At 67.0% G+C, this 25,156-nt stretch carries 23 protein-coding genes and 2 pseudogenes; 9 read left to right on the top strand and 16 right to left on the bottom strand.

The window, feature by feature from the left end; genetic code table 11:
* Window positions 1–53: 53 nt before the first annotated feature.
* The 3 genes from PKB_RS25640 to PKB_RS25650 form a co-directional block, all read right to left on the bottom strand.
* On the bottom strand, window positions 54–1,745 hold the full coding sequence (locus PKB_RS25640; protein WP_043255676.1) for a ShlB/FhaC/HecB family hemolysin secretion/activation protein: 1,692 nt from the start codon (window positions 1,743–1,745) through the stop codon (window positions 54–56).
* Window positions 1,746–1,871: 126 nt separating this feature from the next.
* On the bottom strand, window positions 1,872–2,951 hold the full coding sequence (locus PKB_RS25645; protein WP_043255678.1) for a fatty acid desaturase family protein: 1,080 nt from the start codon (window positions 2,949–2,951) through the stop codon (window positions 1,872–1,874).
* Window positions 2,952–2,971: 20 nt separating this feature from the next.
* Window positions 2,972–4,069 carry a ferredoxin reductase gene (locus PKB_RS25650; RefSeq protein ID WP_043255680.1) on the bottom strand — a complete coding sequence of 366 codons (1,098 nt, stop codon included), beginning with the start codon at window positions 4,067–4,069 and terminating at the stop codon, window positions 2,972–2,974.
* Window positions 4,070–4,216: 147 nt separating this feature from the next.
* On the opposite strand from PKB_RS25650, the gene PKB_RS25655 reads away from it, so the two are divergent.
* The 5 genes and pseudogenes from PKB_RS25655 (at window position 4,217) to PKB_RS25675 (ending at window position 7,589) form a co-directional block, all read left to right on the top strand.
* Window positions 4,217–4,852 carry a TetR family transcriptional regulator gene (locus tag PKB_RS25655; RefSeq protein ID WP_043255681.1) on the top strand — a complete coding sequence of 212 codons (636 nt, stop codon included), beginning with the start codon at window positions 4,217–4,219 and terminating at the stop codon, window positions 4,850–4,852.
* Between the two features lie 321 nt (window positions 4,853–5,173).
* Window positions 5,174–5,674: an urease accessory protein UreE gene (ureE, locus tag PKB_RS25660; protein ID WP_043255683.1), complete on the top strand. Its 501-nt coding sequence runs from the start codon at window positions 5,174–5,176 to the stop codon at window positions 5,672–5,674.
* Entirely contained in the window at window positions 5,674–6,345 is a 672-nt protein-coding gene (locus PKB_RS25665) for an urease accessory protein UreF (RefSeq protein WP_043257802.1), read from the top strand. The genes ureE and PKB_RS25665 overlap by 1 nt, the downstream gene beginning before the upstream one ends.
* An 11-nt stretch (window positions 6,346–6,356) precedes the next feature.
* Complete coding sequence (gene ureG, locus PKB_RS25670) at window positions 6,357–6,971, top strand: urease accessory protein UreG (RefSeq protein ID WP_043255684.1); 615 nt, start codon at window positions 6,357–6,359, stop codon at window positions 6,969–6,971.
* 44 nt (window positions 6,972–7,015) lie between these two features.
* A pseudogene (locus tag PKB_RS25675) lies at window positions 7,016–7,589 on the top strand (HupE/UreJ family protein).
* Window positions 7,590–7,718: 129 nt separating this feature from the next.
* Here PKB_RS25675 and PKB_RS25680 read toward each other — a convergent pair.
* From PKB_RS25680 to amaB, 9 genes and pseudogenes are all read right to left on the bottom strand, one after another.
* Window positions 7,719–8,480 (bottom strand): SDR family oxidoreductase, encoded by a 762-nt coding sequence (locus PKB_RS25680; protein WP_043255686.1) that lies wholly within the window; start codon window positions 8,478–8,480, stop codon window positions 7,719–7,721.
* Between the two features lie 675 nt (window positions 8,481–9,155).
* Complete coding sequence (lhpI, locus tag PKB_RS25685; protein ID WP_043255688.1) at window positions 9,156–10,088, bottom strand: bifunctional Delta(1)-pyrroline-2-carboxylate/Delta(1)-piperideine-2-carboxylate reductase; 933 nt, start codon at window positions 10,086–10,088, stop codon at window positions 9,156–9,158.
* A gap of 119 nt (window positions 10,089–10,207) precedes the next feature.
* Window positions 10,208–10,924 carry an ABC transporter ATP-binding protein gene (locus tag PKB_RS25690; protein ID WP_043255689.1) on the bottom strand — a complete coding sequence of 239 codons (717 nt, stop codon included), beginning with the start codon at window positions 10,922–10,924 and terminating at the stop codon, window positions 10,208–10,210.
* The gene (locus tag PKB_RS25695) at window positions 10,921–11,793 is read right to left on the bottom strand and encodes an ATP-binding cassette domain-containing protein (RefSeq protein ID WP_043255691.1); all 873 of its coding nucleotides are present in this window, start codon (window positions 11,791–11,793) and stop codon (window positions 10,921–10,923) included. The genes PKB_RS25690 and PKB_RS25695 overlap by 4 nt, the downstream gene beginning before the upstream one ends.
* Window positions 11,790–13,079 carry a high-affinity branched-chain amino acid ABC transporter permease LivM gene (livM, locus tag PKB_RS25700; RefSeq protein ID WP_043255693.1) on the bottom strand — a complete coding sequence of 430 codons (1,290 nt, stop codon included), beginning with the start codon at window positions 13,077–13,079 and terminating at the stop codon, window positions 11,790–11,792. The genes PKB_RS25695 and livM overlap by 4 nt, the downstream gene beginning before the upstream one ends.
* A 2-nt stretch (window positions 13,080–13,081) precedes the next feature.
* Window positions 13,082–13,996 (bottom strand): ABC transporter permease subunit, encoded by a 915-nt coding sequence (locus tag PKB_RS25705; protein ID WP_043255695.1) that lies wholly within the window; start codon window positions 13,994–13,996, stop codon window positions 13,082–13,084.
* A gap of 143 nt (window positions 13,997–14,139) precedes the next feature.
* Window positions 14,140–15,266 (bottom strand): annotated as a pseudogene (locus tag PKB_RS25710) (branched-chain amino acid ABC transporter substrate-binding protein).
* Window positions 15,267–15,659: 393 nt separating this feature from the next.
* Window positions 15,660–16,943 (bottom strand): L-pipecolate oxidase, encoded by a 1,284-nt coding sequence (amaA, locus tag PKB_RS25715; RefSeq protein ID WP_043255696.1) that lies wholly within the window; start codon window positions 16,941–16,943, stop codon window positions 15,660–15,662.
* Window positions 16,944–17,084: 141 nt separating this feature from the next.
* Entirely contained in the window at window positions 17,085–18,575 is a 1,491-nt protein-coding gene (gene amaB, locus PKB_RS25720) for an L-piperidine-6-carboxylate dehydrogenase (RefSeq protein ID WP_043255698.1), read from the bottom strand.
* Window positions 18,576–18,743: 168 nt separating this feature from the next.
* Here amaB and PKB_RS25725 point away from each other — a divergent pair, with 168 nt between their 5' ends.
* Both PKB_RS25725 and nadE read left to right on the top strand, forming a co-directional pair.
* A complete protein-coding gene (locus PKB_RS25725; RefSeq protein ID WP_043255700.1) occupies window positions 18,744–19,643 on the top strand; it encodes a LysR family transcriptional regulator in 900 nt (299 codons plus the stop codon).
* Between the two features lie 94 nt (window positions 19,644–19,737).
* Window positions 19,738–20,565 (top strand): ammonia-dependent NAD(+) synthetase, encoded by an 828-nt coding sequence (gene nadE / locus PKB_RS25730; RefSeq protein WP_043255703.1) that lies wholly within the window; start codon window positions 19,738–19,740, stop codon window positions 20,563–20,565.
* Window positions 20,566–20,676: 111 nt separating this feature from the next.
* Here nadE and trhA read toward each other — a convergent pair whose 3' ends face one another.
* Complete coding sequence (trhA, locus tag PKB_RS25735; protein ID WP_043255705.1) at window positions 20,677–21,309, bottom strand: PAQR family membrane homeostasis protein TrhA; 633 nt, start codon at window positions 21,307–21,309, stop codon at window positions 20,677–20,679.
* 102 nt (window positions 21,310–21,411) lie between these two features.
* A complete protein-coding gene (gene azu, locus PKB_RS25740) occupies window positions 21,412–21,858 on the bottom strand; it encodes an azurin (protein ID WP_043255707.1) in 447 nt (148 codons plus the stop codon).
* Between the two features lie 112 nt (window positions 21,859–21,970).
* Between azu and PKB_RS29760 the strand changes: the two genes are divergently transcribed.
* Both PKB_RS29760 and PKB_RS25745 read left to right on the top strand, forming a co-directional pair.
* Entirely contained in the window at window positions 21,971–22,150 is a 180-nt protein-coding gene (locus PKB_RS29760) for a hypothetical protein (RefSeq protein WP_156958082.1), read from the top strand.
* A gap of 75 nt (window positions 22,151–22,225) precedes the next feature.
* Complete coding sequence (locus PKB_RS25745) at window positions 22,226–22,813, top strand: LOG family protein (RefSeq protein ID WP_043255708.1); 588 nt, start codon at window positions 22,226–22,228, stop codon at window positions 22,811–22,813.
* Here the strand turns inward: PKB_RS25745 and PKB_RS25750 are convergent.
* Together PKB_RS25750 and PKB_RS25755 are read right to left on the bottom strand one after the other, a co-directional pair.
* Window positions 22,810–23,193, bottom strand: a complete 384-nt coding sequence (locus PKB_RS25750) for a type IV pilin protein (protein WP_236658336.1) — start codon at window positions 23,191–23,193, stop codon at window positions 22,810–22,812. The two genes, PKB_RS25745 and PKB_RS25750, sit on opposite strands and share 4 nt — an antisense overlap.
* A 5-nt stretch (window positions 23,194–23,198) precedes the next feature.
* Complete coding sequence (locus PKB_RS25755; protein WP_052355389.1) at window positions 23,199–25,154, bottom strand: pilus assembly protein; 1,956 nt, start codon at window positions 25,152–25,154, stop codon at window positions 23,199–23,201.
* Between the last annotated feature and the right edge of the window lie 2 nt (window positions 25,155–25,156).

The raw sequence follows: 25,156 nt of genomic DNA on the forward strand, positions 1-25,156 counted from the left end.
TTTGGGGATTGTGCAGCCGCCTTGCCGCCGGCGACCGACAACCGGTTGCTGGCTCAGAAAAACAGCTCGGCGCGGAAGTACACCGGGCGCTCGCGCCGCTCGATGACGGCGGGTCGCTCCAACGAGCGGGCGAAACTCAGCGCAGCCGCCAGGTGGCGACCGCGAGCGCGAAACTCCAGCGCGTGGCCGCTCAGGCGGCCATGCAGGTCGGGGTTGTAGCGGCCGTGGGCGATGGCACCGAAGTCGTAGCCGTAGCCCACGCCGTACTCCTGCAGCCATGGCCCCCACGCCAGAGGGCGGCGCCAGCGCAGCTGGTTGCGCCAGTAGTAGCCGGAGTCGCCGGCAAGGCTCTGCTCCTTAAAGCCGCGCACCGAGTTGAGCCCGCCGAGGCTGATGCGCTGCGGGCCGTTCAGGACGTCTTCGCTACGCTGCGCGGTGGCCAGTGCGTCGAAGCTGAAGCGCTCGCCCCACAGCTGGAACGGCTGCAGGTAGCTCAGGGTCAGCGTGTACTTGTCGTAACGCGCGTGCGGCTCGCCGGGTTGCGGGTCGCGCTCGGCCTGGGCGCCAAGCGCCCCAATGCCTTGCTGCCAGCCGGCATCGAAGTTGATGAAGGCCCCGCCGATGCGCCGGCCGTGGCCGAACCCGAGCTGCGCCTCGGTGATCTCGCTGCTGGCTATGCCTATCTCCTCGCCATCGATGTAGGTGCGCGAGGACATCCAGGCCAGGCCAAGGTTGAGCGATGTCCTGCTCACCGCGTCGCGATGCAGCACCCGCTCGCCGCCCAGGCGCTGCACCTGGCTGTCGCCATCCAGCGTGAAGGCGTAGCCATAGCCCTGGCTGCGGGTGCGGTAGGCGCTGCGCTGGTAGCCGTAGCTGAAGGTCCACCAGCCGTAGGGCAAGCTGTAGAACAGCCCCTGGTGATCGGAAGCTTTCCAGCGATCACTCACGACATCCTGGCCGGCGCGCAGGGCAAGCTGGTCGGCGAGGCCCAGCGGGCTGTCCCAATCCAGACCGACGCCGGCCTGCTGCTCACCGCTGCTGCGTTCGCCGCTGTTGTCGCGGAAGGCGGAGACGCGCCAGGGCTTGTCACGCTCGCCTGCTACCCGCACGCGGCTGCCGCCGATTTCCTGGCCGGGCACCAGCTCCAGCTGCGCCTGGCGCGAAGGCAGGCGGTTGAGGTGCTCGACCAATTGCTCCAGCTCGCGCAGGTCGAGCAGTTCGCCGGGGCGGCCGGGAAAGGCCATGCCCAGTTCGCGGTCGCTGGCGAGGCTGGAGTTATCGAAGCCCTCCAGGTGACCTTCGACCACTCGGATCTGCAGCGCGCCTGTGGAGAGGTCCTGCTGCGGCAGGTAGACACGCGTGGTGACCAGGCCGCGCGCCAGGTAGTGATCGGTGATCGCCTTAAGCAGCCCGTCGAGCTGATGGGCGCTCAAACACTGGCCGCGATGGGCGGCCAGCAATCGCTCACGGGTGGACAGGTCGAGATGCTCGGCGCCTTGCAGGTTGATGCTGCGGACAACCACACAGCGGCTATCGCCTGCGCTTTCTTCCGGCGATTGCGGCGCGGCCTCGCCGGGTAGCTGCTGCAGCTCCAGCAGCCGCCTTTCCTGCTCGCGCAGCAGTTGCTCCTGGCGTTCGTGCTGGTAATCGCGCTCGCCCGGTGTCGCGGGGAGCGACGCAGCCTGGGTGTCCAGATTGGCGAAGCAGGCGGCGGCAAGCGCCCAATGGCAAGACGATGCTTTCATCCCGGCGAACCCTCGAATGGCGAAGACTGGGCGCGGGATTACAACAAGGCGTGGCCGCTGGCAGACCAGACGGCGGCGAAGGCGGCGGCAATTCGGATTTGGCCTGCGCGCCCTCGCCCGGTTTCGTCAGGGCTGGGTTACGGGCTCCGACGGCAGGCGGTAGATCCAGATGCGCTTGAGCACGGTGCCGAACTGCCGCGCGAAGCTGCCGCTGTTGTAGGTCTGCCCGTAGCGCGCGGCGATCTCGCGTACTTCGCGCGCAAGTTCCGCGTAGCGGCGGGCTGGTAGGTCGGGGTACAGGTGATGCTCGATCTGGTGGCTGAGGTTGCCGGTGAGGATGTGCAGCAGCTTGCCGCCCTCGAAGTTACTGGAGCCACGCAGCTGACGCAGATACCAGTGCCCGCGGGTTTCGCCCTCCAGCACGCTCGCTGGGAACACCGCGGCCTTCTCGGTGAAGTGGCCGCAGAAGATCACCGTGAAGGTCCACAGGTTGCGCAGCAGATTGGCCAGCAGGTTGCCGCCCAGCACCGCGCCGAAGCCGCCGCCAAACAGGCCGAGCAGCGGGAAGAACAGGTAATCCTTGATCCACTGGCGGCCCACTTTTGCATTGAACTGGCGCAGCAGCGGGCGCAGCTCGTCCTTGCTCATCCGCCCCTTGAAGTACTTATCCAGGCGCAGGTGCTGGACCGCCACGGCGTACTGGAAGAGCGCCGCCTGGAGCGTCACCCACAGCGGCTGCCAGCGGTAGAAGGGCTTCCACTTCTGCTCGGGGAAGAGGCGCACCACGCCGTAGCCAACGTCGTCGTCCTTGCCCAGCACATTGGTGTAGGTGTGGTGGATGTGGTTGTGCGTGTGCCGCCAGAAATCGGCCGGGCCGACGATATCCCACTCGTACTGGCGGCCGGCGAGTTCCGGATCGTTCATCCAGTCGTACTGGCCGTGCATGACGTTGTGGCCGAGCTCCATGTTCTCGAGGATCTTGCCCAGCCCCAGGAGCAGGCTGCCGAGCAGCCAGGTCGGCGGGAACCAGCCGAACATCAACAGCACGCGGCCGCTCCAGCAGCAGGCGCGCACAGCAGCGCGCACTCGGCGGATGTAGCGTGCGTCGCTCTCGCCGAGGTCGTTCAGGGTGCGCAGGCGCAGGGCATCAAGTTCGGCGCCGAAGGCGGCCAGTTCGGCCGGAGTGAGGTCGCGGTCTTCGCGCATTGCAGAGGTTCCGGAAGAAATTAGAGGTCGAGGCTGACGTCGCCCTGCGGGGCGCTGACGCACAGGCGGATCGGCTGTTGCGGCTCGCTGTGTAGCTCGCCGCTGCGCAGGTCGCGCACGCTGCCGGAAAGCAGGGTGCAGGTGCAGCTGGCGCAGATGCCCTGGCGGCAACCGTGGGCCGGGCGCAGGCCGGCGGTTTCGGCCTGTTCGAGCAGGCTGCGTTGGTTGTCGCCGAGGGATTGCTGGCCGCTGCGGGCGAAGTGCAGGCGCACTTCGTGCCGAGTTTCATAGCCACTCCAGGCGGGAGCGCTGAAGGCTTCCCATTGCAGACTGGCCGCGCGTTCGGCCAGCGATTCGCGCACGGCCTCGACGAAGCCGGCCGGGCCGCAGGCCAGCACATGCTCACCTGCCAGGTCTTGCAGATGCTCGTGGCGGAAGCGCCCGTGCAGATCGCCGGCGTCGGCTTCGGCGCCGCTGATGGCCCAGCGCGGAGTGAAGTTGGGGAACTGCTCGGCGAGCGCCTGCAGCTGGTCATGGAAGGCGCGCTGGCCGCGCTCGCGCACGTAATGCAGCAGCGTGATCGGGCCGTGATAGCCGTCGGCCAATGCCTGGCGCAGCATCCCGAGCAGTGGCGTCAGGCCGCTGCCAGCAGCGAGCAGCAGCACACCGCGTTCGTCCTGCGGCCACTGCAGATCGCCGCCGGGCGCGCCCAGTTCGAGCACATCGCCCACGCACAACTGACCCACCAACAGCGGCGAGACGCGCCCGTCCGGCTGCCGCTTCACGGCGATCTCCTGGCAACCGTCCTTCTCACCGATCAGGCTGTAGCTGCGCCCCAGGCGCACACCGTCGTGCTCGATGAACAGCTGCAGATGCTGTCCGGGCCGCGCGCCGCGCCAGTTGGCGTTGGCTCGCAGGCGCAACGCGAGCATGTCGTCGGCGACCCATTGCCGCGCCTCGACACGGGCGAACACCCGGTTCAGTGCCCAGGCGGGATTGAGCGCGGCGAGCACGGCGTCGACGTCGGCCTCGCGCAGCCAGCCGTCGCGCGCCAGCACGCGCAAGGGGGCGAGCAGCGGGCGCAAGGGCCGCAGCCAGTTCAGGGGAAGCAGGGACATGCCGATACCAGAAGAGTAAACACTTGTTCACTAAACTGGCATGCCGCCCTCTTTCAGTCAACATTCGTTCACTGAAAAGACCGGCACGGCTCACCGTTTTGCCTGGTCATTTGCTAGAGTGCCGCAGCCCCCGCCACGGAAGCCTCCATGTCCTCTCCCCGCGCCGAACAGAAACTGCAGACCCGCCAGGCCCTGATGGACGCCGCGCGCGGCCTGATGGACAGCGGCCGCGGTTTCAGCGCCCTGAGCCTGCGCGAGGTGGCGCGCGCCGCCGGCATCGTTCCGGCAGGCTTCTACCGGCACTTCGCCGACATGGACGCGCTGGGCCTGGCGCTGGTCGCCGACGTCGACGAGACCTTCCGCCAGACCCTGCGCGTGGTACGCCACAACGAGTTCGAGATGGGCGGGGTGATCGAGGCCTCGGTGCGCATCTTCCTCGACGCAGTCACCGCCAACCGCACCCAGTTCCTGTTCCTCGCCCGCGAGCAGTACGGCGGCTCGCTGGTGATCCGCCAGGCCATCGGCACCCTGCGCCAGCGCATCACCGACGACCTCGCCGCCGATCTCGCGCTGCTCAACAAGCTGCCGCACCTGAAGACGGCGGACCTCGACGTGATCGCCGACCTGGTGGTGAAGACGGTGTTCGCCACCCTCCCCGAGCTGATCGACCCGCCGCACGACACGCTGCCGGCACACCTGACTCCGGAAGCCAAGGTCACCCAGCAGCTGCGCTTCATCATGATCGGCGCGAAGCACTGGCTGGGCATCGACCCGCGCGGGTAAGCCGCGCGGCCCTGTAGGAGCGGACCTTGTCCGCGAATCGCGCGCATGGCGCGCTCCTACACGGGATATCGGCGCAGGGATTTTCGCGGATGAGATCCGCTCCTACCCAGTGCTCTGGGTCCCCGCGTTCGCGGGGATGACGCAGGAGAAATCGAATCCGAACCCCTTCACGCCCCCGAACGGTGCGCACCATTTGCGTGCGCACCAGTAGCGCGCACCCGCACCATTCCTGATCGTTCGGACAGCCCGTGATTGCTGGTCGCGAGCAGCCTGGCAAGGCCCTTGCTGTAGCTACGCCATTGCCTGCCTACGGACACCGCCATGCTGGTCATCCACCAACGCACAGAACCCCGCGAGCGCTGGGACGCCGAACTGCACCTGAACTACGAAGCCCGCAGCAAAAGCCGCCTGCGCTGCTTCAGCCGCGACGGCGAGGATGTCGGCCTGTTCCTCGAACGCGGCCAGCCGCCGCTTGCCGATGGCGACTTCCTGCTGGCCAACGACGGCCGCGCGGTGCGCGTGTGCGCGGCACCCGAACAGTTGATGCATGTGACCTGCGCCAACCCGCGCGAGCTGAACCGTGCGGCCTATCACCTGGGCAACCGCCACGTCGCCCTGCAGGTCGGCGAAGGCTGGCTGCGGTTGCTCGACGATTACGTGCTCAAGGCCATGCTCGACCAGCTCGGCGCCACGGTGGAAAGCATCGAGGCGCCCTTCCAGCCCGAGCACGGCGCCTACGGCGGCGGCCATCACCATTCGCACCACGGCGAAGCGGAGTTCAACTACGCGCCGAAGCTGCACCAGTTCGGAGTACGCAAGTGATCGCAGCCGGCTTCTGGAGCCTGCTGCGCCTGGCCAGCCCGCAGCTGCCCATCGGCGGTTACAGCTATTCGCAAGGCCTGGAAGCGGCGCTGGAGCATGGCCTGGTGAAGGACGCCGACAGCGCCTTCGCCTGGCTCGCCGATCAGTTGCACCTGAACCTCGCCCGCTTCGAAGGCCCCTTGCTGGCGGAGCTGCTGCGCGCCGCGCTGGCCTCCGACTGGAGCGCCCTTTCCGACGCCGCCGAGCGCCATCGCGCCAGCCGCGAAACCCGCGAGCTGGCCCAGGAGAGCCGGCAGATGGGCTTCTCCCTGGCGCAACTGCTGGACGCCCTGCCGGAGTTGGATGACGCCGCGCGCACCTGGCTCGCCGCCCAATCCGAACCTTCGCTGACCGCCACCTGGGCCCTAGCTGCTCGGGCGTGGGGGCTGAGCGTGGAGCAAGCCCTCGGCGCCTGGCTGTGGAGCTGGCTGGAGAACCAGCTCGCGGTGCTGATGAAGGCGCTGCCGCTGGGCCAGTTGGCCGCGCAGAAGCTCACCTCGCGCCTGCTCCCCGAACTAGACCGGGCCTGCTCGTCCGCGCTGGCCGAGGAGGCGCCCGGCAGTGCGCCCTTCGGCCTGGCGCTGGCGAGCATGGCCCATGAATCGCAATACAGCCGTCTGTTCCGTTCCTAGGAGAAATGCCCATGAACTCCCAACCCCTGCGCGTCGGCATCGGCGGCCCGGTGGGCTCCGGCAAGACCGCCCTGACCCTCGCCCTGTGCCGAGCCCTGCGCAACCGCTACAACCTCGCGGTGGTGACCAACGACATCTACACCCAGGAAGACGCGCAGTTCCTGGTGCGCAACGAGGCGCTCGACCCGGAGCGGATCATCGGCGTGGAAACCGGCGGCTGCCCGCACACGGCGATCCGCGAAGACGCCTCGATCAACCTGGAAGCGGTCGACCAGCTCAACCGCCGCTTCCCGGGCCTGGAGCTGATCCTGGTGGAGTCCGGCGGCGACAACCTCTCGGCCACCTTCAGCCCGGAGCTGTCGGACCTGACGTTGTACGTGATCGACGTTTCCGCCGGCGACAAGATCCCGCGCAAGGGCGGGCCGGGCATCTGCAAGTCCGACCTGCTGGTGATCAACAAGATCGACCTGGCGCCGCTGGTGGGCGCGTCCCTCGAAGTGATGGAGCACGACGCCAGGAAGATGCGCGGCGAGCGCCCCTTCGTGTTCAGCAACCAGAAGACCGGCCTGGGGCTGGACGAGATCATCGCCTTTATCGAACGGCAGGGGCTGCTGACGGCGGCCTGACATTTCTTCTACTGGGTACGAACAAGATCACCAAGGAGTCCCACATGTCCCTGCGCAAAAGCCTCTACGCCCTGGCGCTGTTCCTCACCCCGGCCATCGCCTTCGCTCACCCCGGGCACGGCGACAACGGCCTGGCAGCCGGCGTGCTGCACCCGCTGACAGGCCTCGACCACCTGCTGGCGATGTTCGCCGTCGGGCTCTGGGCTGCACAGCAGAAAGGCGCGGCGCGCCTGGCGCTGCCTTGCACTTTCGTCGGCACGATGTTGCTGGGAGGGCTGCTCGGCTTCGACGGCGTGCAACTGCCCTTCATCGAAACCGGCATCGCTGCTTCGGTCCTCGCCCTGGGCCTGTGCGTGGCGCTGGGCGGTGCGTCCGCCGCTGCCGCTGGCGATGGGCGTGACCGCGCTGTTCGCCCTGGCCCACGGCATCGCGCACGGTCTGGAGTTGCCGGAGCTGTCGAGCCCCTGGACCTATGCCGCTGGATTCGTAGGTGCGACTGCCGCGCTGCATGCGGCGGGTTATGCGCTGGTTCGCGTATTGCCGCAGGCCGCTGCGCCGCTGGTGCGCATCGCCGGGCTGGCTTCGGCGGGTGCCGGGGTGTGGTTGCTGGCGGGTTGATGATCGGCAATGGCGGATAACCGCTTCGCGGTTATTCGCCCTACGAAAAAACGGCATTCCACGGGAGCACATCGACTCCCATGTAGGGTGCATAACCCCGTGGGGGTTATGCACCGCCGCTTCCCCGCATCACTCCTTCCGATGCACCGAGAACCCGGCCCAGGCCTGGCTCACCGGCATGATCTCCAGGCTGTTGATGTTGATGTGCGCGGGCTGGTTGATCATCCACCAGATGGTTTCGGCGATGTCTTCCGGCTGCAGCGCTTCCGCGCCGGCGTAGGTCTTGTCGTAGCGCGCCTGGTCGCCGCCGAAGCGCACCAGGGAGAACTCGCTCTCGCACAGGCCTGGCTCGATGTTGCTGACGCGCACGCCGGTGCCTTGCAGGTCGCAGCGCAGGCTCAGCGAGAACTGCTCGACGAAGGCCTTGGTCGCGCCATAGACGTGGCTACCGGGATAGGGCCACTGGCCGGCCACCGAGCCGAGGTTGAGGATGCTCGCCCCGCGGCCCTGGGCGATCAGGCGCGGCAGCAGCAGGCGGGTGCAATACATCAGGCCCTTGATGTTGGTGTCGACCATGGTGTCCCAGTCGTCCAGGTCGCAGTTCTGCGCCGGGTCCGCGCCCAGGGCGAGGCCTGCGTTGTTGATCAGCGCGGTCAGCTTGTCGAATTTGGCGGGCAGGTTGTCGACGGCGCGGGTCACGGCGGCGCGATCGCGCACGTCGAGGACGATCGGCAGCACCTCGGTCTGGCTCGAAAGCTCCTTGGCCAGCGCCTGCAGGCGATCCTCGCGACGGCCGCTGATGATCAGCGACCAGCCTTCGCGGGCGAAGCGGCGGGCGCAGGCTTCGCCGAAACCGGACGTGGCGCCGGTGATGAATACGCTGGAGGTCATGGGCAATTCCTCTTCTGGGCCAGGTGCGGCCTGGCTCGCGGGTGGTCTGTCGGCCCCCGAGGATAACAGCCCGCCTCGTACCAGGAGCGCTACAGAAAAGCGATACGCAACCCGCACAGTTGCCGGCGCCATCAAGGCTGGGCGCCAGCAGCATTCTCCCCCAGTTTCTGCACAGGGTTTTCCACAGCTTCTTCACCCTTTGCTGCAACTTGATCGGTGCTCGGCATCCACGATGCCGGATCAGGCATTGTGCGGCCTGCAGCCCCACCTGAGCAGAAATCAGCCAGTCCCGGCGAGGCCCCGCAGGGCGGGGGCCGGAGCGGTCTTCCCCCACGTTTTCCACAGGCTGCTCAACAGCCACCGGGGATAAACCGATACGTAGCCAAGCAAGGGCGGGTATCGGACAGAAACCGCTCAACCCGCCGCAGGCCGCGCGGTGCCTGGCGCGGGGCAGTCTGTCCCGAGCTTGTCCACAGTTATTCCAACAGCTTCCGTGGACAAGCCGGGGACCTGCCGGCAGCCCCACCGGTGCAAGCTAACTGTTTGTATATCCAGGGAATTTCTGGAGTTGGCGAAAAAACCGGCAGGGTGCTGGGAGGCTGCTGGGGCGGGCCTTGCGGGAAGCTGCCCCAGCGTTATCCACAATCTTGTCCAGCGTTTCTCTGGACAACCGCCTCAGCCGTTCTGCTCCACCAGCAGGCGTGCGGCGATCAGGTCTTCCAGGGCGTAGCCGACCGATTTGAACAGGGTGATCTCCTCGCCGTCGCGGCGCCCGCCCTGGCCCTGCAACAGGTCGCTGAGCTGGGTGTGGATAGCCGACGCGGCGATCACCCCTTCGGCCAGCGGAATCAGCAGGTCGCCCGCCTCCTCCAGCGCACCTTCGCGGGTGTCGACGACGATGCGCGCACGGCGCACCGCTTCGCTGTCGGTCTCGCGCATGCTCGGCAGGAAGGCGCCGACCAGGTCGAGGTGCGTGCCGGGGCGCAGCCATTCGCCGCGCACTATCGGCTCGCGCGAGGTGGTCACGCAGCTGACGGTATCGGCCTGGGCTACGCCTTCGGCGAGGTCGGTGCAGGCACGCACCGGGTAGCCTTCGGCGTTCAGGCGTTCGACCAGCGCGGCGACCTTCTCCGCTTGCCGGCCCCAGATGGCGATATCGGTGTAACTGCGCACCACGCTGTGGGCGCGGACCATATGCGCCGCCAGGGTGCCGCTACCAACGATCAGCAGGCGCTGGGCATCGCGCCGCGCCAGGTAGTCGGCGGCCAGCGCCGAGGTGCTGGCGGTGCGCCGCGCGGTCAGTTCGGAGGCTTCGAGCAGCGCCAGCGGACGGCCGTTCTCGCCGTCGAACAGGCAGAACAGCGCGGCTACCGCCGGCAAGTTGCGCGCGCCGTTGCCGGGGAACACGGTGACCAGCTTCACGCCGATGTCCTGTCCCGGCCGCCACACCGGCATGGTCAGCAGCGAGGCGTTGTCCGGCAGGTTGTGGCAGCCGCGCACTGGCGCCTCGCAGGGGCCGGCCAGGCCCTCGCGCAGCGCTTCGATCAGTTGTGGATAAGCCAGGCGTGCGGCGACGTCGGCGTTGGTGAGGAAACGAACGTCTTGCATGGGGACTCCGGTGAAGGCTGGTTCACTGGGTCCCCGCGTGCGCGGGGAAGACGGTCCAGGGATGCCGAGCCCCCCCAAACCGTCATTCCCGCGAACGCGGGAACCCAGCGACTATCGCGTCAGTGCCCGCCCAGGTAGGCGTTGCGCACGTCCTGGTTGCCGAGCAGTTCGGCGCCGGTGCCGGTCAGGCGAATCTCGCCGTTGACCATCACGTAGCCGCGGTCGGACAGCTTGAGCGCGTGGTTGGCGTTCTGCTCGACGAGGAACAGGGTCATGCCGCTCTGCGCCAGTTCGCGGAGGATCTGGAAGATCTGCTTGACCACGATGGGCGCGAGGCCCAGCGAGGGTTCGTCGAGCAGCAGCACCTTGGGCCGGCTCATCAGCGCGCGGGCGATGGCGAGCATCTGCTGCTCGCCGCCGGACATGGTCATGGCGCGCTGGTTGCGCCGCTCCTTCAGGCGCGGGAAGAGGTCGAACATGCGCTCCATGTCTTCCTGCACGTGGTCGATGCCGATGGGGATGGTGCCCATCAGCAGGTTTTCCTCCACCGACATGTCGGGGAACACCCGGCGCCCTTCCGGCGACTGCGCGATGCCGTTGGAGGCCACGTAGTGCGCAGAGCGCTTGGCGATGTCCTCGCCGCGGTAGAGGATCTGCCCGGCTGCCGCGCGCGGCTGGCCGAAGATCGACATCAGCAGGGTGGACTTGCCGGCGCCGTTGGCGCCGATCAGCGCCACCGTCTCGCCTTCGTTGACGGTCAGGGAAACCTTCTTCAGCGCCTGGATCGGCCCGTAGAACACATCCACATCACGGAATTCCAGAATGGGCGCCGTCATGCGAGCTCCTCTTCGTCTGCGCCCAGGTAGGCGGCGATAACCTTCTCGTTGCTGCGAATTTCTGCCGGCAGGCCACGGGCGATCACGTCGCCGTGGTCGAGCACGATGATGTGGTCGGAAATGTTCATGACCATGCCCATGTCGTGCTCGATGAGCAGCACGGTGATCCCGTGGTGATCGCGCAGGTAACGAACGATGCGGCTCAGCGCCTGGGTCTCGGCCGGGTTGAGGCCGGCGGCCGGTTCGTCCAGGCAGATCAGCTCGGGGCGCGTGCACATGGCGCGGGCGATCTCCAGGCGGCGCTGCTGGCCGTAGGACATCTCGCCGGCCAGGCGGTTGGCGCAGTCCACCAGGTCGACCACCTCCAGCCAGTAGAAGGCGTGGTCCAGCGCCTCGCTTTCCGCGCGGCGGTAGCCGGGGGTGTTGAGGATGCCGGAGATGAGGTTGCGGTTGGCGTACATGTGCTGCGCGACCAGCAGGTTCTCCACCACCGACATGTCGCGGAACAGGCGGATGTTCTGGAAGGTACGCGCCAGGCCTGCGCGGTTCACCAGGTGGGTGCCGCCGAACATCTTGTAGTACAGGCGGTTGGCGAATTTCGCCGGATTTACGAAGTCGCCGCCCTCGAACGGCTGGCCGAGCACCTTGATCACGTCGGTCGGCGAGCCCTGGGTGTTGAGCAGGATCTTGCCGCCGGTGGCCTTGTAGAAGCCGGTCAGGCAGTTGAACACGGTGGTCTTGCCGGCGCCGTTGGGGCCGATCAGCGCGGTGATCGAACCGCGCTCCACATCCAGGTTGACGTCGTTCAGCGCCTTGATGCCGCCGAAGTGCATCATCAGGTGCTCGACACTGAGGATCTTGTCGCTCATGGCGCCACCCCCTTGCGTACGGCGAAGCCGCGGCGGTTGATGCGGATCAGCCCGCGCGGACGCCAGATCATCATCAGCACCATGAGGATGCCGAACAGCAGCACGCGGTAGTCGGCGAAGCTGCGCAGCAGCTCAGGCGTCACGGTCAGCACGAAGGCCGCGAGCACCACGCCGACCGTCGAACCCATGCCGCCCAGCACCACGATGGCGAGGATCAGCGCCGACTCGAAGAAGGTGAACGAGGACGGGTTGACGAAGCCCTGGTAGCTGGCGAAGAACACCCCGGCCAGGCCCGCGGTGGAAGCGCCGAGCATGAACGCCGAGAGCTTCACCAGCACGTGGTTCAAGCCCAGCGAGCGGCAGGCGATCTCATCTTCGCGCAGCGCTTCCCAGGCGCGGCCGACCGGCATGCGCACCAGGCGGTGCTTGATGTAGAGCACCAGCAGCACGACCAGGAAGAGCACGGCGTAGATGAAGATGAACTTGAGGTTCTGGTTGTAATCGATGCCGAGGAACTCGTGGATTGGCGTGCCGCCCTCCTTCGCCCGGCGACCGAATTCCAGGCCGAAGAAGGTCGGCGAGGGCACCGGCATGCCGTTCGGGCCGCCGGTGAAGGACAGCCAGTTGTTGAGGATCAGGCGGATGATCTCGCCGAAGCCGAGGGTCACGATGGCCAGGTAGTCACCGTGCATGCGCAGCACCGGGAAGCCCAGCAGCGCACCAGCGACGGCAGCCATCACGGCGGCCAGCGGAAGCATGGTCCAGAAGCCCAGGCCCAGGTACTGGTAGCCCAGCGCCAGGCCGTAGGCGCCGATGGCGTAGAAGGCCACGTAGCCGAGGTCGAGCAGACCGGCGAGGCCGACCACGATGTTCAGGCCCAGACCGAGCAGCACGTAGATCAGGCCGAGGATGACCACGGTGAGCAGGTACTTGGTGGCGAAGAACGGCATGATCACCGCGGCCACCACCAGCAGCGGGACGATCCAGCGCAGGCGGGTCTTGTAGCCGGGCGGCAGCACGCTGATGCCGGAGTCCGAACCCTCGAAGCGCTCCAGCCCGCGTTGGCCGGCTGGGGTCTGCAGGTACAGGCTGAGCAGCAGGCGGCCAAGCATCACGGCGCCGACCATCATGGCCAGGCGCTGGGGTTGCAGGTTGAAGCTGTAGCCGTCGAGGACGATGCCGACGATGGGGCCGAAGACGATGAGCGCGACCAGGCCGGCGAGGACGGCGTCCAGCACGCTCTTTTTCAGGTCGAGGCGCGGAGCGGAGGCAGTTGCGGAAGTCATGCTCACACCTTCGTCACCTGGGGACGGCCCAGGAGTCCTTGCGGTCGGAAGATCAGGATGGTCACCAGCAGGCCGAAGGCGAACACGTCCTTGTAGTCGGTGTTCACCATGCCGGAGAACTGCGCCTCGGCGACGCCGAGGATGAGGCCGCCGAGCATGGCGCCGGGCAGCGAGCCGATGCCGCCGAGCACCGCGGCGGTGAACGCCTTGATGCCGATGACGAAGCCGGCATAGAAGTCGAAGGTGCCGTAGTTCATGGTGATCAGCACACCGGCCAGGGCGGCCATGGACGCACCGATCACGAACACGTAGGAGATCACCCGGTCGGTGTTGATGCCGAGGATCGAGGCCATCTTGCGATCCTGCTGGGTGGCGCGGCACATGCGGCCGAGCTTGGTGTGCTGGATCACGTAGGTCAGCACGGCCATGCCGACGAAGGACGCGATCAGGATGAACAGCTTGGTGTAGGTCAGCTGGACCCAGCCTTCACCGACATGGAACTTGATCGCGCCCTCGAGCAGCGTCGGCACGCCCTGCTGGCGCGGGCCCTGGGAGAGCTGCACGTAGTTCTGCAGGATCAGCGACATGCCGATGGCCGAGATCAGCGGGGCCAGGCGGGTGGAGTTGCGCAGCGGCTTGTAGGCGATGCGTTCGATAGCCCAGCCATACACGCCGGTAACGAAGATGGTGAAGGCCAGAGTGCCGAGGATCAGCAGCGGGAAGGACTGCACGCCGAAGAAGGCCAGCACGGCCAGGCCGATCGCGGAAAGGTAGGCCGAGACCATGTACACCTCGCCGTGGGCGAAGTTGATCATGCCGATGATCCCGTAAACCATGGTGTAGCCGATGGCGATCAGGCCGTAGACCGACCCGAGGGTCAGCCCGTTGATCATTTGCTGAAGGAAGATACCGTCCACTATTGGGTACTCACGCAAGCGGGGCAGGAAAAGGCTGACCGGACGCCGGCGACACGGCTCGTGACCGTCACCTCGCGAGGTCGACCTGCGGAGATGCCGGCGCCGCTCGTGGCGGCGCCGGCAGGCGGTGCGTCAGGCCGCGATCACTTCTTGAAGGCGTCCAGCTGGTGGTACTTGCCCTTGTCGTCCCACTCGTAGACGACATAGTCGGAGACCTTCAGGTCGCCCTTCATGTCCCACTCTTTCTTGCCCATCACGGTTTGCACCGGATGCGATTTCAGCCACTTGGAAGCGGCGGCCGGATCGGTCTTGCCCGCGCCGTTGAAGCCGGCGGCCAGGGCTTATAGGCGTAGAGGGTGTAGCCTTCGGGCTCGAAGCCGTTGGCGCGGAATTTCTCCACCACGCTCTTGCCGTCCGGGATCAGGCGCGGGTCGGCGCCGAAGGTCATCAGCACGCCCTTGACGTATTGCGGGCCGCCGGCGGTGGTGACCAGTTCGTCGGTGACGATGCCGTCGTCGGACATGAACTTGGCGGTCAGGCCCTGCTCGCGCATTTGGCGAACCAGGGGACCTGCTTCCGGGTGCAGGCCGCCGAAGTAGACGACCTCGGCGCCCGAGGCGCGGATCTTGGTGACCAGGGCGTTGAAGTCTTTCTCGCCACGGGTCAGGCCTTCATAGAGGACTTCCTTCACGCCGCGCTTGTTCAGCTGCGCCTTGGTGGCGTCGGCCAGGCCCTGGCCGTAGGTGTCCTTGTCGTGGATGACCGCGACCTTCTTGGCCTTCAGCACGTCGACGATGTAGTCGCCGGCGACGATGCCCTGCTGGTCGTCACGGCCGCACATACGGAACATGTTGGCCAGTCCGCGCTCGGTCACGGCCGGGTTGGTCGAGCCGGGGGTCATGGCGATGATGCCGGCCTCGTCATAGACCTCGGAGGCGGGAATGGTCGAGGAGGAGCAGAAGTGGCCGACCACGGCGACTGCCTTGTCCTCGTCTACCAGGCGGTTGGCCACGGCTACGGCCTGCTTGGGTTCGCAGGCGTCGTCGGCCTTGACCAGCTTGATCTTCTCACCGTTGATGCCGCCGGCTGCGTTGATGTCCTCGGCGGCCTGGGACGCCCCGCGCCAGTACTGCTCGCCGAAGGAAGCGTTGGCCCCGGTGTGCGGGCCGGCAACGCCGATCACGACGTCGGCTTCGGCGAGAGAAGTCATGCCCATTGCGGCGGTTACCGCCAGAGCCAGAAAGCCTTTTCTGAAAATCTTCTGCGACATGGAGTTTTGCTCCTGAGGTTTTTGTGATGACGCGCGAAACACCAGATGTTGGCGATTAGCCAACAGCAAGCCGCGTGCCATTCGTTTTTGTTATTGGCAAAGTCCTACAGCAAAACCAAACAGAGCTGATAGATAACGGCCTCTACCGCGTGCAACCCCACAGATAGAAAGGTGCAACCCATCCATTTGCGAGGCGCAACCAGCCACCCTGCACGCCGACGAAAATCGGCAGCGACAGGCGCAACCCGAGAAGTAACCATCGCTGTAACCGAACTGCACATTCGCGGTGCGCGCCTGGGACGGTAACGCACCAAAAAGGCTAGACCATAGTGCAGAACGGGTCAGATGGATGGCGGACGGAGCCGGGCGAGCTCCGTCCCTGGAGCCGCTTCCTCAGATCACCACGCGCAGGCACTGGCCGGCGTGATAAAGCGAGAAGCCCGCTTCGTACAGACAACTGCGTAGGCCCACCGCGGATATTTCCTCGAGGGGACGCAGCGGCATGGGCAGGGCATTGCTGTCGCCGCGCAACAGGAAATCGGCGAAGGCCTTGCCTACCACGGTGCCCGTGGTCACGCCGCGACCGTTGTAGCCGCTCATGGCGAGCAGCCCCGGCGCCGGCTCGAACAGGCGCATCAGGTGGTCGGGGGTGAAGTCGATGCAGCCGGTCCAGGTGAACTCCCAGTCCACCTTGCCCAGCCGGGGGAAGTAATGCTGCTGGATGCGATCGGCCCAGCTCTTGAGGAACCAGGCCGGCTTGCCGGTGCCCTTGCCCAGGCTGCCGAGCAGCAGGCGGCCATCGGCGTCGCGACGGATGCTGCTGAGCACCTGGCGGGTGTCCCAGGAACCCTGGCCGCCGGGCAGGATTCGATCAGCCTCGGCGCCTTCCAGCGGACGCGAGGCGACCTGGTAGTAGTAACCGGGGAAGAAAGTGCGGCGCAGCTGCGTCCACTCGCCTTCGGTGTAGGCGCTGGAGGCGATCACCACCTTCTGCGCCAGCACGCTGCCGGCGTCGGTGCGCACGCGCCAGGCGTCGCCTTCCTTGTGCAGGGCGGTGACCGCCGAATGGTGATAGAGCTCGCCACCCATGCCGACCACGGCGCGGGCCAGGCCGCTGACGTAGGCCATCGGGTTGACGGTGCCGGCACGGCGGTCGAGCAATGCGCCGGCGATTTTCTCGGTGCCACAGGCTTCGGCACAGGCCGCGCCGGTCAGCAGTTCGCCGGGGGCGCCGCGCCGCTGCCACTGTTCGCAGCGGCTGCGCAGGTCGTCCAGGCCGCGCTGGTTGTGCGCCATGTGCAGGGTGCCTTCGTTGCGCGCCTGGCACTGGATGCCGTACTTGTCGATCAGCGAGAAGACCAGCGAAGGAGCCGCGCCCAGCATGCGGTTGAGGCGCCCGCCGACGTCCGCGCCCAGACCGGCCTCGATCTCGTCCGGCGGAATCCACAGGCCGGCGTTGACCAGCCCGACGTTGCGCCCGGCGCCGCCATTGCCGGTGCGATGAGCCTCCAGCACGCACACGCGCTGGCCCTCTTCCAACAGATGCAGCGCCGCCGAAAGGCCGGTGAAGCCGGCACCGATCACACAGACATCGGCCTTGCGTTCCCCTTGAAGCGCCGGTGCATCCGGCCGCTCGGGGGTCAGGTATTCCCACAGACACTCTTGGCGAAGCGACATCCAGCGATCCTTATTCGTGAATCTTGTGAATGACTCGGTACTGCGGTGTTGCCATTGGGTCCCCGCGTTCGCGGGGATGACACGGGAGGGCCGGAGCCCTCCACCGCCAATCCGGCGAACGCGGGAACCCAGCAGACAGCCTCAATCGAACACTATGCCCTGGGCCAGCGGCAACTCCCGCGACCAGTTCACGGTGTTGGTCTGCCGGCGCATGTAGGCCTTCCAGGCGTCGGAGCCGGATTCACGGCCGCCGCCGGTTTCCTTCTCGCCGCCGAAAGCGCCGCCGATTTCCGCGCCGCTCGGGCCGATGTTGACGTTGGCGATGCCGCAGTCGCTGCCGATCGCCGACATGAAGCCTTCCGCCTCGCGCACGTCAGTGGTGAACACACAGGAAGACAGGCCCTGGGGCACGGCATTGTTCAGCGCCACCGCCTCGTCGAAGTCCTTGTAGGGGATCACGTAGAGGATCGGCGCGAAGGTCTCGTGACGCACCACGTCGCTCTGCTCGGGCATCTCGACGATGGCCGGGGAGACGTAGAAGGCGTTGGGGAATTCGTTCTGCAGCTGGCGCTCGCCACCAAAGACCACGCCGCCTTCGCCGCGGGCCTGCTCAAGCGCACCCTGCATGGCGAGGAAGCTGTGCTCGTCGATCAGCGGACCGACCAGGTTGCCCTGTAGAGGATGGCCGATGCGGACTTTCGAGTAGGCAGCCTTCAGGCGGGCGACGATCTCGTCCTTCACCGACTCGTGGGCAATCAGCCGGCGCAGGGTGGTGCAACGCTGGCCGGCGGTGCCGACGGCGCTGAACAGGATGGCGCGCACGGCCATGTCGAGGTCGGCGCTCGGGGCCAGGATCATGGCGTTGTTGCCGCCCAGTTCGAGGATGCTGCGGGCGAAGCGCGCGGCAACGCGCGGGCCCACTTCGCGGCCCATGCGGGTGCTGCCGGTGGCGCTGACCAGGGCGACGCGAGGATCGTCCACCAGGGCTTCGCCGGCGGCGCGATCACCGATCACCACCTGGCTCAGGTACGCCGGGGCATCGCCGAAGCGGGCGATGGCCTTTTCGAACAGCGCCTGGCAGGCCAGCGCGGTGAGCGGAGTCTTCTCGGAGGGTTTCCACACCACGGTGTCGCCGCAGACCAGCGCCAGCGTGGTGTTCCACGCCCACACGGCGACCGGGAAGTTGAAGGCGCTGATCACGCCGACCACGCCCAGCGGCTGCCAGGTTTCGCGCATGTGGTGGCCCGGGCGCTCGGAGGCGATGGTCAGGCCGTAGAGCTGGCGCGACAGGCCGACGGCGAAGTCGCAGATGTCGATCATTTCCTGCACTTCGCCCAGGCCTTCCTGGGTGATCTTGCCGGCTTCCCAGGACACCAGTTCGCCGAGCTCGGCCTTGTGCGCGCGCAGCTCTTCGCCGAACAGGCGCACCAGCTCGCCGCGACGCGGCGCCGGCACGGCACGCCAGGCGACGAAGGCCTGGGCAGCGCGGCCGATCTTCTGCTCGACTTCGGCGGCGCTCTCCAGGCGCACCGCGCCCAGGCGGCTGCCGTCGATGGGGCTGTGGATCACGTGGTCGCCGTTGGTGTAGGCCTGGGAATCGACTCCCAGTTTCGCGAGCAGTGCGGAAATCATCGTCTCTCCTGGTCCTTGCGGATAAGCCATTGGAATGAAAGCAGTAATAACTGGCTTGCCAACAGCCAACAAACGACGTTTCCTCTGCACATCATTCCGTAAATTCATGCCACGGCCCGAGGATGGGCCGGGCCCTTCGCACAGCGCCGTCCGGATCGACTCGCCACCATGCTGAACAAACGCCACCTCCCCTCCATGACCGCCCTGCAGTGCTTCGAAGCCGTGGCGCGGCACCTGAGCTTCACCCGCGCCTCGGAGGAACTGGCGCTGACCCAGAGCGCGGTGAGCAAGCAGGTGGCGCAGCTCGAAGAGATGCTCCAGCACCTGCTGTTCCGCCGCGTGCGCCGGCGCCTGCAGCTGACGCCGGCGGGCGAGCTGTACCTGCAGGAGGTGCGCAAGATCCTCAGCCAGGTCGAGCTGTCGACCCAGTACCTGCTGTCCTACGGCGGCGAGACCGAGGTGCTGCGCGTCTCCACCCCGCCCACTTTCGGTGCGCGCTGGCTGGTGCCGCAGCTCAACGGCTGGCGCCACCGCCATCCGAACATCCACCTGGACCTGCGCCAGGAGCTGGAGCCGGTCGATCTGCTGCAATCGCGCTGCGACCTGGCGTTTTTCTTCGGTCCCGGCACCCTGCCCGGCGCCGAGTGCGTGCGCCTGTTCGGCGAGGAAATGGTGCCGGTGTGCGCCCCCTCGATCCTGCCGCCGCAGCCGCTGACCGACCCGCTGCAGCTCGACGGCCTGGTGCTGCTGCAGAACGCCACCCGCCCGGAGGCCTGGCACGAGTGGTTCGCCAGCCTCGACCGACGCAGCGAACACAGCTTCCACGGGCCGCGCTTCGATACCTTCTACATGTGCATCCGTGCAGCGCAGGCCGGCTGTGGCGTGGCCCTGCTGCCGCGCTTCCTGGTGGAAGAAGAATTGCAGGAAGGCAAGCTGGCCATCGCCTGGCCGCATGCCCTGGAAAGCCGCAGCGCCTACTACCTGGCCTACCCCGAGCATGCCGCCGCGGTGCCCAAGGTGCGCGCATTCGTCGAATGGATCGGCGAACGCCTCGGCAAAACCGAATGACACCAGCCCCGGGCATCGCCCGGCGCGCCCGAGGCTGGTATTTTTTCCGCATCCGACAGGCGCCGACCTGTCCACAGCCGGATCGAGGAATCCCATGAAAGCCATCCAAGACGCCATCGCCAAAGACCTCAACGTGCAGCCGCCCTTCGAGGGCGAGCAGGCCGTGCAGGCGGAAATCCAGCGCCGCATCCGCTTCATCCAGGACAGCCTGCGCGAATCGGGCACCAAGACCCTGGTGCTGGGCATCAGCGGCGGCGTCGACTCGCTCACCGCCGGCATGCTCTGCCAACGCGCCGTTGAGGGCCTGCGTGCCGAGACTGGCGACGAAAGCTACCGCTTCATCGCCGTGCGCCTGCCGTACAACGTGCAGGGCGACGAAGCCGACGCCCAGGCCTCGGTGGACTGCATCAACCCGGACGAGCGCCATACCGTGAACATCGGCCCGTCGGTGAAGGCCCTGGCCGCGGAGATCCGCGCCCTCGACGGCCTGGCGCCGGCCACCGCCGACTTCGCCCTGGGCAACACCAAGGCGCGCATCCGCATGGTCGCCCAGTACACCATCGCCAACGCCCGCCAGGGCCTGGTGGTCGGCACCGACCATGGCGCCGAAGCGGTGATGGGCTTTTTCACCAAGTTCGGCGACGGCGCCTGCGACATCGCCCCGCTGACCGGCCTGGTGAAGCACCAGGTGCGCACCATCGCCCGCACCCTGGGCGCGCCGGAATTCCTGGTGGAGAAAGTGCCGACCGCCGACCTCGAGGACCTCGCTCCCGGCAAGCCGGACGAGCACGCCCACGGCGTGACCTACAAGGAGATCGACGCCTTCCTGCACGGCAAGCCGGTCAGCCCGGAGGCGTTCGAGATCATCAAGCGCACCTACGAGAAGACCCACCACAAGCGCCAGTTGCCGAAGGCGCCGTAAGGTCGACCGCTCCGCTCCTGACCTTGTAGGAGCGGACCTTGTCCGCGATAGCCGAAAGCAGCGGCACGATTCGCGGATGAGATCCGCTCCTACAGGGTTGAAGCTCTGCCGTCAGGCGACGCGCGCAGGCAGCACGTACAGCCACACCGCCACGAAGTGCAGCAGGCTGCCGGCGATGACGAACAAGTGCCAGATGCCATGCCAGTGGCGGAAGCGCTCGTCGTAGGCGAAGAACAGGATGCCGATGGTGTAGCTCGCCCCGCCGGCCACCAGCCAAGCCACTCCGGCATCACCCAGGGCACGGTGCAAGGGCCCCAGGGCGATCAGCACTATCCAGCCCATCACCGCGTAGATGACGATGGACAGCACCCGCGCCTCGGAGCGCGGCTTGATTTCCTGCAGCATGCCGAAGACTGCCAGTCCCCAGACGATGCCGAACAGCGTCCAGCCCCAGGCACCCTTCAGGCTGACCAGGCAGAACGGCGTGTAGCTGCCGGCGATCAGCAGGTAGATCGACAGGTGGTCGAGCTTGCGCAGCACAGCTTTGGCCCGCCCGCGCACGCTGTGGTACGCGGTGGAGATGCTGTAGAGCAGCAGGAGCGTGCCACTGTAGACCGACACCCCGACGATCTTCAGGGCGTCGCCCAGCAGACTGCTGGTCACCACCAGCCAAGTGCCGCCGGCCAGCGCCAGCAGGGCGCCGACAAGGTGGGTCCAGGCGTTGAAGCGTTCACCGTGATACATGATTCCCCCCGGCACCCGCCCAGGCGGGGCGGACGCGCTCAAGGGAAAAGGTAGAACGAAAAAGCCCGGCGCAAGGCCGGGCTTTTCAGTTGGGCGACGAAATCACTTCAGGGTCAGGGTGCCCTTCATCATCGCGGAATGGCCGGGGAAGCTGCAGAAGAACGTGTACTGCTCGTCTGCCTTGAGCTTGGAGACGTCGAAGGTGACCGAATCCTTCTCGCCGGCACCGATGATCTTGGTGTGGGCGATCACGCGGGTATCGCCGTCCTTCAGGTAGTTCTTGTCCAGGCCGGCGGCCATGCCGTCGCCTACCACGCCCTGCATGTCGGCGGCGGTGGTCAGCACCCAGTTGTGGCCCATGACGTTCTTGGCCAGGGCGCCGGGGTGGGACAGGTTGACGGTGAAGGTCTTGCAGCTCTTGTCCACGCTGATGGCGTTGGTGCTGAACTGCATCTGGTCGGTGCCCTGGATGTCGACGGAGCATTCGGCGGCCAGCAGCGGAGCGCTGAACAGGGCGAGCAGGGAAACGGCGGCGAGTTGGCGGAACATGGGAGCCTCCTAGGCAGGTTGGGCGGGAAACCGGAGCAGCAGGCTGCCCGAAACGCAAAGGCCGGCTGCTGATCCAGGTCAAAACGGCGGCAACGAGTGCCAGTGTTGTGCCATGGCTGATTTCTATCAGACCGATCCGAAGGATCAACGAGGCAAAACAGCACGCCCCGTCCAGCATAGCCCCACGCCATCGACCGGGAGCAAAGCCATGCGCAATAAATCGGATACAACACTGTATACAATATTTCAGCAACTATTTGCCAGCTACGCGCATGGCGCCTGCGGCGGCTGATCGGCCGCAGGCTTGGTCCGTCCCGCGTCAGCCGGTAACCTTGGCGGTTCGTTGTCCGTCACGGAGTTCCAAGCGATGACCCTGCGTTCCGTCTGCGTGTTCTGCGGCGCCAGCCCCGGTGCCAGTCCCATCTACCGCGAAGCCGCGGAAAACCTTGGTCGACATCTCGCCGAGCGCGGCTTGCGCCTGGTCTACGGCGGCGGTGCAGTGGGCCTGATGGGCATGGTCGCCGACGCTGCCCTGGCTGCCGGCGGTGAAGTGATCGGCATCATTCCGCAGAGCCTGCAGGACGCCGAGATCGGTCACAAAAGCCTGACCCGCCTGGAAGTGGTGGATGGCATGCACGCCCGCAAGGCGCGCATGGCGGAGCTGGCCGACGCCTTCGTCGCCCTCCCCGGCGGCCTGGGCACCCTGGAAGAACTCTTCGAGGTCTGGACCTGGGGCCAGCTCGGCTACCACGCAAAGCCCCTGGGCCTGCTCGAAGTGAACGGTTTCTACGAACCGCTGCTGACCTTCCTCGACCACCTGGTGGACGAGCGCTTCGTGCGCCCGCAACACCGCGGCATGCTGCAGCGCGGCGCCACCCCAGCCGAACTGCTGGACGCCCTCGAAGCCTGGCAACCGCTGGCCGCACCCAAGTGGGTCGACCGCACGCCGACCTAACGCCAGCAGCGTACGTCCGGGCCCCGGTCGCCCAGCGCATTGAGCGTCAGCGCCGGGCATTCCGGGTCCCGGCGCAGGGCCACGGCGACCAGCCGGAAGCCGCCGTCGGCCCCGTCGCCGGCACTCACCTCCAGGCGGTAGAGGCCACTGCGTGAAAGCGCATCCAGGCCCAGCAGGTCGATCTGCCCGCTGACTCGCACGAAGCGGTGGTTCTGCGCGAAGTAGCGCTCCTGGCGCGCCGCCGCGTCCATGAGCAGCGCCCGCCCCTCCACGCGGTTCGCCCGCAGCACGTGCGCCTGGTAATTGGGGATGGCAATGCTCGCGAGGATGCCGAGGATCGCCAGGGCCAGCAGCAACTCCAGCAAACCGAAACCGCGCACGCGCTTCACAGGCCGCCCTCCAGTACGCGCCAGCTCTGCCGGCCGGGCCGCACGCCGTCAAAGAAGCGCACTGTCTCGCTGCGGCCCAGGGCAATGCCCAGGCCACTGGCCAGATCGAATGCGTACGACAAGCCACTGTCGCCGACGACGAGTCGCAAGCTGGCCACGACTTCGCCCTCGCGACGGTCGGCCTCGTCGATGCTCCCGTCATGGTTTGCATCGAGCGCATCGACCTGCGGCGCCCCACCGGTGCGCGGATCGACGGCCAGCAGGCGGCTGACCACTCCGCTACAGGGATCGGCATTCGGCGCCAGGGTGGTGAACAGCGCCAGTTGGCCGCTGCTGACCGGGTCGGCGATCGACCGCTCGCCCGCCTCCGGCAAATCGACATACCAGCCCCATTGCTTCACCCGCGCCTCGGGGTCCTTCTCCACTCGCCAGACCACCGGATGACGGCTGAGGCTTCGGCGCCCCGCTGCGTCCTCGGCCCCGAGCACCTGTCGCTGCAGATCGGTGCGGGTGATGCGCGGCGTGCCGAGTGCGGCCTCGCCCGCCGTATGCCGATCCCAGATGCCGTAGAGGCTCATTGGCCTGCCAACCGCAGGTCGAGCGTCGGCTTCCTCGAAGAACTTGCCGGTGCCAAACAGCACCAGCAGGCCCTCACCGGTGGGATGGCGGATCACTCGCGGCGCGGCGCTGATCGGCTGTGGACGCTCGGCAGCATCGCGGGCCGCGAACAGCGGGCGCCCGGCGAATGCGGTGCGTGCCCCTTCGGTACCGGCAGCCAGGTCGAAGCGCCAGAGATTGCCGAGCAGGTCCCCGGCATAGGCGTAGTCGGCGATGCCATCGCCATCGATATCCACGGCTCGTGGGCTGGAAAGCCCGTTGGGCACGCCGCTGTGGTCGTTCGCAGCCAGGGCCTGCAGCAGGCGGCCGCTGCCGATGTCGATCAGATAGAGCAGCGCCCTGTCGTTCCGGCTGCCATAGCCGTTCGCTGCCAGCACTACCCAGCGCCCATCGCTCAGCCGTACCAGGCTCGGACGCGGCAAGCCGAAACCGAGCTCGGCGAAGCGTTCGCTGGCGTCGATCTCCCAGAGCAACCGCGGGCTCCGCGGATCGCTCACGTCCAGCGCAAAGAACCCTCGCCCCCCGCCGCCAAGGCTGCCGACCAGCACGGTGTGCCAGTCACCGTCGATGTAGACATCCTCGGCCACCAGCGGCCCGTCGACGAAGTAGCGATGCCGGTCGCCGACGTATCCCGGATCGGCCAACTGGTTGAGCTCGCCGATGACAGCGCTGGGCACGAAGGCGAAGAGCTCGTCGCCACTGTCAACCGCAAAGGCGTGCAGCATGCCGTCGTTGGCGCCGACGTACAGGACGCTCGGGCGCTGCCCCTGGGCAGCCTTGAACGCACTGTAGCGCTGCGCCTGCAGGTCGCCCTCGAGGCGGTCGAGCGCCCGTGCATTGCGCGACGGCGGACCGATCAGCAACGGAGTCGAATTGACGATGTCGCCGAGCACCGAACTGCGCTGACGAAAGAGTCGTTCTTCCTCTCCACGCTCACCGCGCAGGAACGCCAGGCGTTCGCGCCCCAGCCCATCCGGCTCCCCCTCCGGAGGACGATCAAGCGCCGCCTGCTGCGACGCATCGAGATTGGCCCAACGGAAATCGACCAGTTCGCCATCTCGATGCATCAGCACACGGCGCACCATGCCCTGCGCTTCGAGCCGCGCCCTGGCGCTCCACAGCGCTTCACGCTGGCCGTTCGGTTGCAGCCGGTAGCGCGTGAGATCGCCGCTCCAGTCCGCGCTGTCGAAGCTCGCGACGTAGCCATGGGAACCGGCCTCAACCGCAGGCGCTGATACGGAGGCAAGGCACAAGGGCAATTGGCTGACCTCCGCCTGCACCTGGAAGACCAGGCAAAAGACGAGCGCTGACGCGCCCGCGAAAGGGTGCTTCATGG

Origin of the sequence: Pseudomonas knackmussii B13, from assembly GCF_000689415.1 — a bacterium.
In the GTDB taxonomy this organism is placed as follows: domain Bacteria; phylum Pseudomonadota; class Gammaproteobacteria; order Pseudomonadales; family Pseudomonadaceae; genus Pseudomonas; species Pseudomonas knackmussii.